Here is a 12,897-nt window from a genome sequence, read left to right as displayed (position 1 = left end):
TTTTGATTGCGGAGTGCGACGATCATCGGGTGCTTCCCGAGCGCGGATCAAGAGGCGGATTCGGGGCTTCGGAGACGTTGGTTGCCGTGTTGCGATCGCCAGAAACCGTCGACGTGTTCGGGGTCTTGTTGGTGGTTACGCTGAGTGCGTGGCTGGCTCGCCGGACGAGCCTCTGCACATCGCGCGTACACACTTCAAGGTTAGATTCTGGGTTAGAGTCTAAGTTAAGGGCGCGATTTCGGCTTTGCTTTCCTAGGGTTAGAGCCTGTTTGGGTTCCTGATAGCACGAGCCTGCGGTTCGCGATGGCACGATAGGTCCGGTTCCCGATAGCACGATGCCGTCCACAGGCTTTCCACAGGAGGCGATCCGCTCGAAAGCGAGCAGCGTCCCGCCGCCCATCTCCACTTCGAGGAAGAGCGTGTAGCCGGGCAGCGGCTGGCGGCGGATGATGTCGCGCAGCTCGAAGGCAAAGCGCTTGTGGGGCGACAGGCTGCCGGATTTCTGGTGAAGGTGACGGAAGTCGAAGCGCCAGCCGTCGGGCTGGCGTCCGCCATGCTTGCGCACCAGCCGATAGAGCCAGCGCTCCAGCCCGCCAGTGAGGTCGAAATAGGCGCGATCGATCGTGAGCACGAGCGCGTCATCGAGGACTGCCTGGTAGAACCAGTCGGGGACGATCAACTCGATCCCCGCGGGTTTGCCATGGCGATCGATGCGCTCCTGCCACTCATTGATCCATGAGAAGCGGTGACGCCGGCCTTCGGCGGGCTGACGGATTGTCGTCGAGACGGTGGTCGACTGCAGCCGGTCAAGCCCCGCCTTCAGGCGCTGATAGTCGCGCAGGCTCTTGCCGCGGCCGACGAAAGTCAGAATCTCATAGGGCGTGGCGGCCATCAGGCGCGAGGTGCGAAGGCCGGCGTCGCGCGCCTCGACGATCTGGCTCGCGACCCAGATCAGGATGTCGGCGTCCCAGATGGTCGCCATGCCATGATCGGGTACGGCTTCGACCCGGATCGTGACGTTGCCGGCCGTGAAGTCGATTGGCGCGACGCGATGGGTCTTGGAGAGGGAGAAGAACGGATAGGCCATGAGATCCTGCGCGTCTCGTGGGGCGAAGCCGCCAGGCAGCGCCCTGAACAGGTCGAGCTGCCCGCGCTCCGAAAGGGATTGGTTTCGCGCCACCATTTGGAAATCCGTGCGCGGTCAGCGTGCGTATCGTCCGGCATGCGCCGGCGGCGTCGGCGTGTGACGCTTGGCCGGCAGGACCGACCCACGCGGATCGGATGTAGAGGTGACAGCGCCGCGTTCGGCCCAAGCCTGAAGATCGTCCACGGCATAGACGACACGGCCGCCGAGCTTGCGATAGGAAGGACCAGTGCCATAGGTCCGGTGCTTTTCGAGCGTGCGGGCGGACAGGCTGAGGAAATCCGCGGCTTCCTTGGTGCGTAGGAAGCGCGGCGGCAAAACGGCGATATCGGGTCGCATGGGTCGAACCTCCGTGGGGTTTTGGGCAGCCGCTGGCGTTCAGCGGTGGACGGAGACCACGGTGGCGGAGAGTAAGCGTCGTCAGGGATGGGGAAGTTGAGGGGGGCTAAAATTCCACCCCTTTTGCGTGGCCAGACCCGCTAGGATCGACGGCGATGACGCAGGATTTGCAGATAGCCACCGCCGATCATGGCGGTAGCGCCTTCGACGAGACCGATCACCGCATCGCGCAGCGCGGAGGTCTTCCAGGGATCAGCGGCGACGCGCTTAGACCCGTAAAGCGCGATCGCAATGTCACGGTAGCTCGCGCCATTCGAGTGGCCATCAGCGGCCTGCATCATCAGACGGAAGCGGCGGCGTTGCTGCGGGGTCATCCGTGTGTCCGACGGTGCTGGGCGTCCCTGCAAGGCACGCAAGAAACGGGTGAGTGCTTCGATCCGTCCCAACGTTTCCGCGTCCAGGGGAATCAAGGCCGCCAGAGGACCGTGCGGTTCACTGCCGGGCAGAAGGAGAAGTTGGGTCGAGACACCTGCACTATGGACACTGTGACGTCCTTCTGGGCTGTCGTGGACCACGCCCAGGCCGGTCAACGGCGCCGATCGCAAGGACGACAGGAATTCCGGCGCCGGCACGAGAGAAACCACAGCTGGGTCGACGTCAGGCGACCACAGAACGTCTTGCGCCAAGGCGGACAAATCCGGCCTGGCCGGGAAATCGTAACCCCCACAGCCGCTGTGTCTCAGGGTGGAAGGGTGCTTTTTCGGATCTTGTGGTCAGGAGCGCGTGGTAGTGCCGTTGATAGGGTTCGTGACGCCGCAGACACTCCCAGGCGAGCCCTTCGATGGGTAATGTATCGAAATAATCATAGCTGGCATTGTCTCGCCAATGCGACGTATCCGGCCTCATCCAAGAGCTCCTCGCAAACAACGCGTAGACCCCGCCTCCAAACGATTCCGGGTTGTAGCGATTGGCGGAAGACCCTTGCCGGGCATCGGGTGATGCCGCTGCGGCATCACCCGCGAACCACAGGCGCTGTGGTGCTAGTTGCCGGGTCGACGCAAGAGATGACGGTAGCCTGCACGCGCCATCCAGCGCGCTCGCGCCAGATGGCTGTCGTGGATGCGCCGGGCGCGTTGTGGCTCCTTCGTCAGATCAATGCCGAAGAGGATTTCGACCACCTCGCGCCAGTCCGCACCGTCGTCGGCGGCGTCAAGCAGGCGCATATAGAGCTTGACGTGTTCCCGATCGTATTCGGTGAGTTCGTCACTGGTCGGCGCGGCTTCGTCAAACGGCTCGATCATCGCTTGCCTCGTCTTCACAGAGTGAGCCTGCATTTTATAGAAGCAATTTCGCCAGCGGAGGATGGTTGATCAGCATCGGGCGATGCGGTTTCGGCATCGCTCTCGGCTTGGGAGACGGAACCGGACGTCCGCGGACGAAGGCCCCGGCCTTCCGGCCGGAGCCTTCGCGGGTCCTTAGTCACCCCGCCGCGCGTTCGGGCGGGACCAGATGAGCGAGAAACCCTCACCTTCCTCGTCGTCAAAGAGGTTGGCGTAGATCGGGGCGTTGAAGCTCGGATCGTCCAGCTTGAGGCCCAGGTAGTCGCGGCCCTCGTTGGAGGTCTTCGACCAGGCGGCGCCGATCTCGGCGCGGCCGACCAGCACCCGGTGGCTGGGGGCGTTCTCGCCAGTGGCGCGGGTATCTGGGACGATGCGCACGTTCTTGGCCAGGACGCTGAGGGTAACGATTTCACCGGTGAACTCGTTCGCGGTGGTCTTCTTGAAGCTGCCGATGGTAGCCATTGTAAGTCTCCGTTTTCTGTTCCCGAGCCCGCACCATGCGGCCTCGATGGCGATCACTTGGCCGGAGGCGACCGACGACGCATCGCTTGCGACCGGAGCAACGCGGAGGACGGCGCTGGAACGGCTTTCTTGTCTCGCGAGGAATGGCGGCGCTCGGGGTCCCCATGCACTTGCGGCATGGGGTGGGAGCCGGCAAGGGAAGAAAGTCGGGACGCGCCGTTGCGGCTTAGGCGGTCGAGGCTTCAGCCGTCTCTCGGCCAGATCAGCCCATTGAAGAGGCCGTTTGGAGCGCTCTTGGGACGGATTGGCAACGGAGACGTTGGCGTCCAGCTCGTCGCCAGCAGATCGCTACGAGTTCACTGGCGTCGTCCACGCATTCCAGGCGCCGGGAACCCCACGCACCTCCAACGCCGCCGCCACCGCCCGCGCTGCGTCCAGCTACCGACTGGTCGGTCTGCCATGGGCATCGACCGAAGAAAGTCCAAGTCCACAGACGGGGGCCGCGCCGGCACGTGGCCGGTGCTCGATCCTGGCATGGAACCCGATTGCTCCAACCATCGATAATGAGGTGGCTAGGCCTTCGTCGGTCTGGTCCTCCGCGTCGACCGCGCGGGTCTAGGCTCGAACCACGTCCCTGCCGGATTGGTCGGCGGCTGTCATGCCCGCGAACCGGAGATATGCCGTGACGCCGACGGCGGTCGCGCCAATGACGGAAAAGACGATCTGCCAGGTTTCCGAAGGCATCATGTGCTTCGCCATGCCATGGGAGGCATGGTAGCCGGCAACGATCGCAGGCGCGATGAAGACCAGCGTGATCGCCAGCTTGGCCCACATGGGGCTGATAACACTGAGGAGGATTTGGCCGACGCCGAGCGTCAACCCCGCTGCGAGGCTACCGACGAGGATCGCACCAAGCCAGCCGGCACCCGTGTTGAATGCCCACGTGCCTGCGCTGACCCCGACGAACAACGGAAGGGCGAAGATAGCAAGCGTGAAGAGCAACCAGCACAGGATGCCGATGGTCGCGATACAAACGAACATGCCGAGGATGATCATGGTGGTGTCTCCGAGAGAATAGCTCTGGCGATTGCGCCTTCCACCACCACCTCGGCGCAGCGCAGAGCATAGCAACGAAAACCACGGGCGAAAACTGCCAAAGCTCTGTTTCGCCAGGCGCGATGTCCGCCCCGTCATGGGGCGAACGGGTCGATTTCGCTGATGATGGCGGTGTCGTCGCCGTCATACTCGTTTGCCGGCACGACCGAGAGAGTGCCGTCGCCGGCACGAAAGATGACGATGGCGACCATGAGGGTGGCGGCGAGGCTGAAGGCGAAGGCATGTGCGTCGGCAATGGACATCGATCCGGCTCCTGTTTGAAGCGGAGGACCATCCCCCGCTGACAGGCGCCCGATGCGTCCGGGCGATGGCCGCAATCACCGCGAAGGCGAAGCCGGAGCGGCGGCACGCTTCGCGTAGTCCGACCCCTTGCGGGTTGATGGCTTCAGGCCGTCGGCTGAACCAAGGATCAGCGCAATGGATCGCGGGTGTGGTCATCTTCAAGTCAGGAGCGGCGGGAGTCGTTGGCGCGACGCTGATGTTCCATGAGAGTCTGAGCAAGCTGCCGCGCGATGTGGCGGGCGTCGAGCTACAAACCGGACGGCCATGATCGCGATGGATCCCGTTGGAAGCCGCCACGCTGAAAATGAGGATGAAGCTTGGCGGTGACGCTGTGCAGTTGCGGTGGCAGGCCTAATCCAGTTCTCTCGGCGTAACGAGCCGCCTTGCCGAGATCGTGCCCGATATGGCGGCGGTTCCAGGGATCATCGGTCGCGACTCTGAGAAGATGCGACTTCAGGAGCAATTCAATTGCGACGGCGATGGCATGAAGGGCCGCATTTTGCCTGCCTCGATCCGCCGCCCGGTCGGCGGCATCGAGGTGGGCGGCGGCATTGCGCAACAAGGTGTCGGCGAGCGCGATGTCCGGCGTGAAGCTTTCGGGAAAGGATTCGAACGACACGGCTTGAAGAATGCCGTGCCTCCCCTGCAATTTATAGGGGGGTAGGTTCCGACGGCGCTTACGCGCCGCCGTTTCCGAGCCGATAGACCGGGATGCCGAGCTTGCGAGCCTTGTCCGCGAGGTTCTCCTGAATGCCGGTGCCCGGAAAGATGATGACGCCGATCGGCATGACCGCCAACATCTGGTCGTTGCGCTTAAAGGGAGCGGCCTTGGCATGTTTGCTCCAGTCGGGCTTGAAGGCGACCTGCGGAACCTTGCGATGATCGGCCCAGCGGGCGGCGATCTTTTCGGCGCCTTTCGGTGATCCGCCGTGCATCAGCACCATGTCGGGGTGCTTGGCGCGGATTTGGTCGAGCTTTGCCCAGATCAACTCGTGATCGGCGGTATCGCCGCCGGAGAAGGCGATCTTGGGCCCAGCCGGCAACATGACTTCGATTTCCGCGCGCCGCCGGGCCGCGAGGAAGTCGCGGCTATCGATCATTGCGGCGGTGAGATGGTGGTGGTTGATCATCGATCCCGTGCGCGGTCGCCAGGCCGAGCCGGTGTACTGATCGTAGTGGTCGGCGGCCTGGTCACGCATCAGCTCGAAGGCATCGCGCCGTTCGATCATGGTCTGGCCCTGGGCGGTGAGTGTCTCGAGTTCAACCGCCTTGATCTCGCTGCCGTCCTGTTCGCGCTGCAGGCGGCGCTGGGCCAGCTCGTTTTCGTCCAGTTGCCGCTCGATCCGTTGAACAGCTCGGTGGAAGACATTGGTGGCGGACCAGAGCAGGTCATCGAGGTCGGGTTCGAGGCGCGTGTCGGCCAGGGTGGCGATAAGGGCGTCAAAGATGTCGGCCACGGCTCCGGCCACGTGGTCGCCACTGGGAAGCGGTCGCGGATCGGGCTCGTCCGCAAATGGGCGCCAGCCATAGATCTGGAGTTCGGTGAGGATGTGATCGGTCGGAGAAGCGGCGTGGTGCGGTTCGGTGTCGTCGTGCTCGCTCATGGGGATGCTCCCGTCGGTTTGACCGCGACCCTCGCGGCCTTCATGGCGACGAGAGCCCACGGGCGGGTTGGCCCGACATCCTCAGCGAAGCGGAGGGCCGGAGCGCAGCGGAGGATGGCGGCGGCCGGCTATTTTGCCTCGCGATGGAAAGGCGTCGCACCCTATCGCTGGCTTTCGCCAGCAATCGCGCGCCGCCGGAAAATGGTCGGCCGCCGCCATTGCCTGGCCGGCCAGTTCGTGGGCCCGATCGCCCTCTCGAAGGCCGGGTCGCGGTTCTCTGCCGGCGGGCTACGCATCCATGCGCCGCACCGGCACCGTGCGCCGCGCTCTTCCCCTCACGACTCATGCCGCCTGTGTCAGATAGCGAATACGATCTTTGCGCATGAGCTGGTCCGCAATCGAGGCCCGGAAGGCGGCAAGTCCGAAATGGCGGAGGTCTTCGTTAAAGTCTTCCGTCTCCGGCGACAGCACGATCGCCTCAATTCCGGCGTCCGTCGCGCGCTCAAGCAGGCTGTCTCGGGCACCGTCACCGGCCGGATCGTTGTCGCGGATGACATAGAGCCGCTGCAGGTTTGGCGGGAACAGGATGGCGGCGAGATGAGCCGCCGAGAGAGCCGCCGCCATCCCCATGTCGGGCAAGGCGCATCTGAGCGATAGCGTCGTCTCGATGCCTTCGCCTGCCGCCATGACGCTGCCGGGTGCGCCGAAGCGGACGGCGTGACCCAGAAGGTCACCCATTGCCCGACGCGGCGTGTCGACGGGTGCCTTGCCGGTGCCGTCCGGTGCGAGCCAGGTGCGGTGCGCGCCGGTCAGATGTCCATCGAGGTCGGTGACAGCGGCGATCATTGCCGGCAAGGTCTCGGTCGGTCCGTGATCGTCGTGCCGGTAGTAGCAGCGCGGATGGAACCGCAGCGATCCGGTGCCGTACAAAGTCGTAATGCCGCGTCCACGCAAATACGTTTCCACGAGGGTGCCTATAATGGGCTTCGACATGGCGACCAGTCGGCGAGCCGCTTCTGGAGATCCAACGGGGACCTGCGTGATCGGCTCGGCCGGTCGGGGTGGCATGGCATCCGGCATAGCGAGAAACACGCGCGCCTCGTCGGCGACGTCCCGAAAGTTGACCAGTCCGAGGGATTCGCGGATGACATCGAGCAGGTCGCCATGCTCACCGGTAGCGGCGTCGGTCCATTTGCCTGGCGGTCCCTTCGGGGATGGCCGCAGACGCACGAACATCGAGCGGCCCGGCGCATTGCGGACGTCGCCGACGGTCCAATAGTTGCCCTGGCGACGGCCATTGGAGAGGTAGTGGCGGCACACCGCCTCGGCATGTTCGCCGAGGCGGTGTGCGAGGTCGGATGCAGCGTGATGCGGAATCATACAGCCTCCCGCTCACTGACCCGCTCGATTGGGAAGCGGTCGAGCACCCGCTCCAGCACGGCGAGCCCGTTGGCGTCGATCGGCACGAACATCCTGAGCTTCCACGAAATGATCTCGTGGAAGAGACCGTAGGCGGTGAGGCGCTCGCGCATCGTGTCGGTGAAGCCGGACAATTCGATGCGCCATCCGCCCATGACGCGGCTGCGGCGAACCTGGAGATCCTCGGCGAGATCGAGGATCGTCCGCCCGTCCATCAGAGCCGCAAACGCCTGTTCCGGCGACAGCGCAACCACGTTCGTGGCAGAGGCGTTGGCGGCCCATGCCGGCGAGACGCGGCGGCCGATGAGGCGCTCGCCCTCGTCGGTCTGAAGTCGATAAACGCGGGTCGACTCGTTGGGCAGGCGCTTCCAGATTGGAAGCAGCAGGCCGGTGACCATGTGCAAGACCGAGTCCGAAAACTCCGGCACCCCGGCGATTTCGGCGGTCCAGGCAGTTGTGAACGCCTCGCGGTTGGCCTCGACCCAGCGTGTTTCGCCCATAGCCTTGAGCGGCATGTTCTGGCTTTCCATCGGCCGGATCAGGCGGACACGGCGCTCGACCTCGCCATCGTCGAGCATGACGCTGGGGGTCGGGATCTGTACGGCGGCGCGGCCCGATTGCTTGTTGATGAGCAGTAAGGCACGCGGATCGCGGAGATGATCGAGCGCCGCATTGAGCGTGACGGGCCGATTGCGCTTGCGTTCGGTGATCGTGAGCAGGCGGCTTTCGGCGCCCGTGCGCGGATGGGTGTAGATCACCTGCCGATCGGTGACGACTAAATTTTCGGCCTGCAGCGTTTCCAACCCGGCATCGTAGGTGCCTGACGCGATCGCGCCCTCGATGCGCGCCGCCAGCAATTGCTCGAAGGCACCGAACAGCACGCCCTGCAACTCGATGATCAGTGCGAGAAGGCGATTGAGGAAGGTGGTGATCGGCGGCAACTCGTCCTTGATGCCATTGGCATCCATCAGCTTGAGACCCGTCGCCGCCTCGAAACGCTCGAGCGAGCAGCCCTCGACCTTGCCGCGTACGATCAGCAGATAGAGTTGCCGTAGCGCATCGCGGGCATAGTGGCTTTCCAGATTGTCCTCAGGCCGGAACAGCCCTTGGCCGCCGGTCTGGCGCTGGCCGCGCGTGATCGCGCCCAACGTGTCAAGACGGCGGGCGATCGTCGAGAGGAAGCGCTTTTCGGCCTTCACATTGGTCGAGATCGGCCGGAAGAGCGGCGGCTGCGCCTGATTGGTGCGATGCGTGCGGCCCAAGCCCTGAATTGCTGTGTCGGCCTTCCAGCCGGCTTCGAGCAGATAATGCACACGCAGCCGCGTGTTCCGGGCTGAGAGTTCGGCGTGGTAGCTCCTCCCCGTTCCGCCCGCGTCCGAAAAAACCAGAACGCGCTTCTGGTCATCCATGAAAGCCTGCGTCTCGGCGAGGTTGGCTGACCCGGCACGGTTTTCAACGACAAGGCGCTCGCCCTTGCGGACAATGCGGCGCGAGCGACCGGTGACCTCGGCCACGATGTCCACCCCTAAATGCTGGACGATCTGGTCGAGCGCGCCGGGGACAGGTGTCAAGCTGGCGAGTTTGGCGATCAGCTCGTCGCGCCGGGCGACCGCCTCGCGGCTCTCGACGGGCTGGCCATCGCGGTAGACCGGGCGCGACGACAGATTGCCCTCGCTGTCGGTGAACGGCTCGTAGAGCTGCACCGGGAAGGAATGGGCCAGGTAGTCAAGGACATATTCGCGGGGCGTGATGTCGACGCGAACGTCGTTCCATTCCTCGGTCGGCAGTTCGGCCAGCCGCCGTTCCATGAGCGCCTCGCCCGTCGAGACGATCTGGACAACGGCCGCATGGCCCTCCTCCAGATCGCGGGCGATGGAGCGGATCAGGGTCGGTGTCTTCATGCTGGTCAACAAATGGCCGAAGAAGCGTTGCTTGGCGCTTTCAAAGGCGCTGCGCGCGGCCGACTTGGCCTGGGCATTGAGCGTGCCGGTGCTGCCGGTGATGTTGGCCGCCTGCATGGCCGCATCGAGATTGTTATGGATGACGCCGAAGGCCCCAGCGTACGCGTCATAGATGCAGACCTGTTCGGACGTCAGCTCATGCTCGAGCAGTTCGTATTCGACGCCGGAGAATGACAAAGACCGCGCCGTATAGAGACCGAGCGCGCGGAGGTCGCGTGCCAGCACTTCCATCGCCGCCACGCCGCCGGCCTCGATCGCCTCGACGAACTCGGCGCGGGTCGAGAATGGAAAATGCTCGCCGCCCCAGAGGCCGAGCCGCTGGGCGTAGGCGAGATTGTGAACGGTGGTGGCGCCGGTGGCCGAGACATAAACGATGCGGGCATTCGGCAGGGCGTGCTGCAGCCTCAGGCCGGCACGGCCTTGCTGGGAGGGAGCGGCGTCACCGCGTTCGCCGTTGCCGCCACCTGCATTCTGCATGGCGTGCGCCTCATCGAAAATGATGACCCCATCGAAATCCGGACCCAACCATTCGACGATTTGTTTGACCCGCGAAACCTTCTCCCCGCGATCATCGGACCGCAGCGTGGCATAGGTGGTGAATAGGATGCCTTCCGCCAGCGTGACCGGCCTGCCCTGCGGGAAGCGGGAGAGCGGGGTGACCAGCAAGCGCTCCATGCCGAGCGCGGACCAGTCGCGCTGCGCATCCTCGATTAGCTTGTCGGACTTGGAGATCCAGACCGCCTGGCGTCTCCCCTGCATCCAATTGTCTAGGATTACGGCGGCGGACTCGCGGCCCTTACCTACACCCGTACCGTCGCCGATCATGAAGCCTTGCCGGAAGCGCACGGCCCCCGCGGTGTCATCGGCCGCGGCGCTAACCACGTCAAAGGTGTCGTCGAGCGTCCAGGCGCCGGCGAGATACTCGGCGTGAGCCTCGCCGGCATAGATGACCGTCTCGAGCTGCGCGTCCGAGAGCAGGTCAAGGACGTTCTTCGGCAGGCGCGGCCGGTAGCTCGGCATGGGTGGCGCCACCGAGGCCATGGCCGCCGATTGAACGAGTTGGGTGGGGTGAGCCCGAGAGCCGGGGATGCGGATCGCCTGAAGCCCGTAGGCCTCATAGATGGCGTCGCTGATCTGGCCGCCCTCGGCCGCCTGCCAGTCGACAGCCTCATAGGCGAGGTCGATGGCTTCCGGTTCGGCGATCGACCTGCGTGGCGTGGTTCTCGCCGAGCGCGGGAGATAGCCGTGCACGGTGCGGGGCGCGGCGACCGCCGATGTCGCGCTGGAAACGGCGGGCATCACGACCGGCGGCCGCGCGGGAAGGCGCTCCTCAATCCACGCGAGGAGCGTCGCGGCATCCGGAGCGATGCCGGGAGCGTCCGCGTAAACGGTGGGATTGTCCGCCGGGAGCTTGTCGATGACGGTGAGGCGTGTCGGAAAGGTCGTGCCATGCTTGGCGTAGGCCGAGCCGTCGATGGCGGCGGAGAAGACGACGCGGCCACGTTCCTGCAGGCGAGTGAATGCGGTGGTCCAGGCCGGATGGTCGGGCGCGAAGTTCGCACCGGTGATCGTCACCAGTCGCCCGCCGGGCACAAGGCGCGCCAGCGCCGAGGCTATGTGCCGCCAGGCCGCGTCGGCCATGCGGCCCTCGACATTGGCCATGACCGAAAAGGGCGGGTTCATCAGCACCACGCTCGGCACGGCGCCGGGATCGAGATGGTCGTCGATCTGGGCGGCGTCGAAGCGGCTGGCGGAGACGGCCGGAAAGAGGCAGGAGAGAAGTGCCGCGCGCGTCTCGGCAAGCTCGTTGAGGACGAGCGAGGCGCCGACGGTCTCGGCCAGGATGGCGAGCAGCCCGGTGCCGGCGGAAGGCTCAAGCACACGATCGGCCGGCGTGATGGCGGCGGCCGTTGCCGCGACCAGGCCGAGCGGAATCGGCGTCGAGAACTGCTGGAAGGTCTGCGCCTCTTCGGATCGGCGGGTATGCGTCGGCATGAGCCCGGCGATCTTCGACAATGCGGAAAGCCGGAGAGCCGGCGACGCGGCTTGGCGGAACAGCGCCTTTCCGTATTTGCGCAGGAAAAGGACCGTCGTGACCTCGCAGGCATCGTAGGCCTGTTTCCAGTCCCAGGCGCCGGCGGCGTCGGAGGCGCCGAATGCGGCTTCCATCGCCGAGCGCAGCTTTGGTGCGTCGATGCACTCCCCGCGTTCGAGATGGGGAAGCAGCAGGCCGGCGGCGGCGAAGATAGCGCCAGCTGCACCGGTTTGGGCGAGCGTGAGCGGCGCGACAGCGGGAACCGTCGCAGCGGGCGAGATCATGTACATGGTGTGAACCTCTGGAGAGCGGGGACAGGATCGAGCCGCGCGGCGCTCTCTCTCTGGACCGCACGGATTCAAACCCATCCCGGCTCGCCTCTCCCTCTCAGGGCCCCGCCGAAGCCAAAATGAAACAAGCGCCCCGCCATGAGGTGGAGCGCTTGCCGGTATCGACCGACCTCGATCATATTCCGCCGTAAGGCTCCGACTTCTGTAGGAAACCATTGGCGTCGTCGGGATCGGGCGGCAGGTAGGCATCATAGGGATTGCCATCGGCGAGATGACCGAACGGCGTGAACACGTAGTCCGCGCCCTCCCGACCGACCGCGCAGATTACATAACGCCGCTGCCCGGTCGCCACGTCGGCGCATTCCATCAGCGCGAGGTTGCCGTCGCCGGCGGCACGAAGCAGCGTCTGGAAGTTGCTGCGGGCATGGTCGGGAATGCTCATGGCAAGTCCTTCGCATCCCCGGGTTCAACTGGATCGCGGGCGCCCTCGAGGATCGCTTCGCCGCGCGCGATCGCCCATTCGGCCTTGCCGAGCCACCCCGGCGGCGTCGGTCGGCGGGCCTTCGCATCGCCGACGAGGATCTTGAGCAAGCCCAGCATGAGTTCGAATTGTGCGGCCTTGCGCTGCACCGCTGCCCCGAAATGCGGAGGAACCGAATTGGCCTGTCCGCGATAGGCGGCATCGGCACCTTGCCAGATGCCGGTGACGTGGGATTCGCCGGAGGACTCATAGTCCTCCCTGACCGGACCAGTCATTGTCCTCGATGGACGGCAGGCGGCCTCAGGCGTGCAGGCCGAATAGGTGGAGTGCCGGAAGACCGGCAGGTGATAGGTCGTCTCGATAGTGAATTGCGGCATCGTGCTGCTCCTGAAAAACAGGCGGCCCGGCGCTCGTCTCCGAGCCC

14 protein-coding genes are annotated in these 12,897 nt (G+C 64.9%); 1 reads left to right on the top strand and 13 read right to left on the bottom strand.

The features are described 5' to 3' along the window. Positions 1-22 precede the first annotated feature (22 nt). The 8 genes from NKJ88_RS21885 to NKJ88_RS21850 all read right to left on the bottom strand — a co-directional run bounded on the left by NKJ88_RS21885 (position 23) and on the right by NKJ88_RS21850 (position 4,643). Positions 23-1,183: a replication initiator protein A gene (locus tag NKJ88_RS21885; protein ID WP_352445439.1), complete on the bottom strand. Its 1,161-nt coding sequence runs from the start codon at positions 1,181-1,183 to the stop codon at positions 23-25. An 18-nt stretch (positions 1,184-1,201) separates the two neighbouring features. Then, positions 1,202-1,483 (bottom strand): helix-turn-helix transcriptional regulator, encoded by a 282-nt coding sequence (locus NKJ88_RS21880; RefSeq protein WP_352445438.1) that lies wholly within the window; start codon positions 1,481-1,483, stop codon positions 1,202-1,204. 140 nt (positions 1,484-1,623) lie between these two features. Further along, a complete protein-coding gene (locus NKJ88_RS21875; protein ID WP_502904763.1) occupies positions 1,624-2,178 on the bottom strand; it encodes a DUF2285 domain-containing protein in 555 nt (184 codons plus the stop codon). Then, complete coding sequence (locus NKJ88_RS21870; protein WP_352445434.1) at positions 2,141-2,389, bottom strand: transcriptional regulator domain-containing protein; 249 nt, start codon at positions 2,387-2,389, stop codon at positions 2,141-2,143. Before NKJ88_RS21870 ends, NKJ88_RS21875 begins: the two co-directional genes overlap by 38 nt. Positions 2,390-2,523: 134 nt before the next feature. Beyond that, positions 2,524-2,784 (bottom strand): DNA -binding domain-containing protein, encoded by a 261-nt coding sequence (locus NKJ88_RS21865; RefSeq protein ID WP_352445432.1) that lies wholly within the window; start codon positions 2,782-2,784, stop codon positions 2,524-2,526. A gap of 174 nt (positions 2,785-2,958) precedes the next feature. Next, positions 2,959-3,285 (bottom strand): DUF736 domain-containing protein, encoded by a 327-nt coding sequence (locus tag NKJ88_RS21860; protein WP_352445430.1) that lies wholly within the window; start codon positions 3,283-3,285, stop codon positions 2,959-2,961. A gap of 615 nt (positions 3,286-3,900) precedes the next feature. After that, positions 3,901-4,341: a hypothetical protein gene (locus NKJ88_RS21855; RefSeq protein WP_352445429.1), complete on the bottom strand. Its 441-nt coding sequence runs from the start codon at positions 4,339-4,341 to the stop codon at positions 3,901-3,903. A gap of 134 nt (positions 4,342-4,475) precedes the next feature. After that, entirely contained in the window at positions 4,476-4,643 is a 168-nt protein-coding gene (locus tag NKJ88_RS21850; RefSeq protein WP_352445427.1) for a hypothetical protein, read from the bottom strand. 443 nt (positions 4,644-5,086) lie between these two features. Between NKJ88_RS21850 and NKJ88_RS21845 the strand changes: the two genes are divergently transcribed. Continuing rightward, positions 5,087-5,347: a hypothetical protein gene (locus NKJ88_RS21845; RefSeq protein ID WP_352445426.1), complete on the top strand. Its 261-nt coding sequence runs from the start codon at positions 5,087-5,089 to the stop codon at positions 5,345-5,347. A gap of 13 nt (positions 5,348-5,360) precedes the next feature. On the opposite strand, the gene NKJ88_RS21840 is transcribed toward NKJ88_RS21845, so the two are convergent. From NKJ88_RS21840 to NKJ88_RS21820, 5 genes are all read right to left on the bottom strand, one after another. Beyond that, a complete protein-coding gene (locus NKJ88_RS21840; RefSeq protein ID WP_352445424.1) occupies positions 5,361-6,287 on the bottom strand; it encodes a DUF2493 domain-containing protein in 927 nt (308 codons plus the stop codon). A 342-nt stretch (positions 6,288-6,629) separates the two neighbouring features. Next, the gene (locus NKJ88_RS21835) at positions 6,630-7,667 is read right to left on the bottom strand and encodes a DUF7146 domain-containing protein (protein WP_352445423.1); all 1,038 of its coding nucleotides are present in this window, start codon (positions 7,665-7,667) and stop codon (positions 6,630-6,632) included. Then, positions 7,664-11,992, bottom strand: a complete 4,329-nt coding sequence (locus NKJ88_RS21830; RefSeq protein WP_352445421.1) for a strawberry notch-like NTP hydrolase domain-containing protein — start codon at positions 11,990-11,992, stop codon at positions 7,664-7,666. The genes NKJ88_RS21835 and NKJ88_RS21830 overlap by 4 nt, the downstream gene beginning before the upstream one ends. A 175-nt stretch (positions 11,993-12,167) precedes the next feature. Continuing rightward, positions 12,168-12,434 carry a DUF6117 family protein gene (locus tag NKJ88_RS21825; RefSeq protein ID WP_352445419.1) on the bottom strand — a complete coding sequence of 89 codons (267 nt, stop codon included), beginning with the start codon at positions 12,432-12,434 and terminating at the stop codon, positions 12,168-12,170. Further along, on the bottom strand, positions 12,431-12,850 hold the full coding sequence (locus tag NKJ88_RS21820; protein WP_352445418.1) for a hypothetical protein: 420 nt from the start codon (positions 12,848-12,850) through the stop codon (positions 12,431-12,433). The genes NKJ88_RS21825 and NKJ88_RS21820 overlap by 4 nt, the downstream gene beginning before the upstream one ends. Between the last annotated feature and the right edge of the window lie 47 nt (positions 12,851-12,897).

The sequence above is a fragment of the Mesorhizobium sp. M0016 genome, assembly GCF_040324035.1.
In the GTDB taxonomy this organism is placed as follows: Bacteria; Pseudomonadota; Alphaproteobacteria; order Rhizobiales; family Rhizobiaceae; genus Mesorhizobium.
Note: the sequence above shows the minus strand (reverse complement) of the source record. Positions and strands in the feature narration are given on the sequence as shown.

Excerpts from the sequence above, each read along its gene's own strand:
- NKJ88_RS21880 (WP_352445438.1), bottom strand. The coding sequence starts at position 1,483 with ATGCGACCCGATATCGCCGTTTTGCCGCCGCGCTTCCTACGCACCAAG.
- NKJ88_RS21855 (WP_352445429.1), bottom strand. The coding sequence starts at position 4,341 with ATGATCATCCTCGGCATGTTCGTTTGTATCGCGACCATCGGCATCCTG.
- NKJ88_RS21835 (WP_352445423.1), bottom strand. The coding sequence starts at position 7,667 with ATGATTCCGCATCACGCTGCATCCGACCTCGCACACCGCCTCGGCGAA.
- NKJ88_RS21850 (WP_352445427.1), bottom strand. The coding sequence starts at position 4,643 with ATGTCCATTGCCGACGCACATGCCTTCGCCTTCAGCCTCGCCGCCACC.
- NKJ88_RS21865 (WP_352445432.1), bottom strand. The coding sequence starts at position 2,784 with ATGATCGAGCCGTTTGACGAAGCCGCGCCGACCAGTGACGAACTCACC.
- NKJ88_RS21885 (WP_352445439.1), bottom strand. The coding sequence starts at position 1,183 with ATGGTGGCGCGAAACCAATCCCTTTCGGAGCGCGGGCAGCTCGACCTG.
- NKJ88_RS21860 (WP_352445430.1), bottom strand. The coding sequence starts at position 3,285 with ATGGCTACCATCGGCAGCTTCAAGAAGACCACCGCGAACGAGTTCACC.
- NKJ88_RS21830 (WP_352445421.1), bottom strand. The coding sequence starts at position 11,992 with ATGTACATGATCTCGCCCGCTGCGACGGTTCCCGCTGTCGCGCCGCTC.
- NKJ88_RS21820 (WP_352445418.1), bottom strand. The coding sequence starts at position 12,850 with ATGCCGCAATTCACTATCGAGACGACCTATCACCTGCCGGTCTTCCGG.
- NKJ88_RS21845 (WP_352445426.1), top strand. The coding sequence starts at position 5,087 with ATGGCGGCGGTTCCAGGGATCATCGGTCGCGACTCTGAGAAGATGCGA.
- NKJ88_RS21870 (WP_352445434.1), bottom strand. The coding sequence starts at position 2,389 with ATGAGGCCGGATACGTCGCATTGGCGAGACAATGCCAGCTATGATTAT.
- NKJ88_RS21825 (WP_352445419.1), bottom strand. The coding sequence starts at position 12,434 with ATGAGCATTCCCGACCATGCCCGCAGCAACTTCCAGACGCTGCTTCGT.
- NKJ88_RS21840 (WP_352445424.1), bottom strand. The coding sequence starts at position 6,287 with ATGAGCGAGCACGACGACACCGAACCGCACCACGCCGCTTCTCCGACC.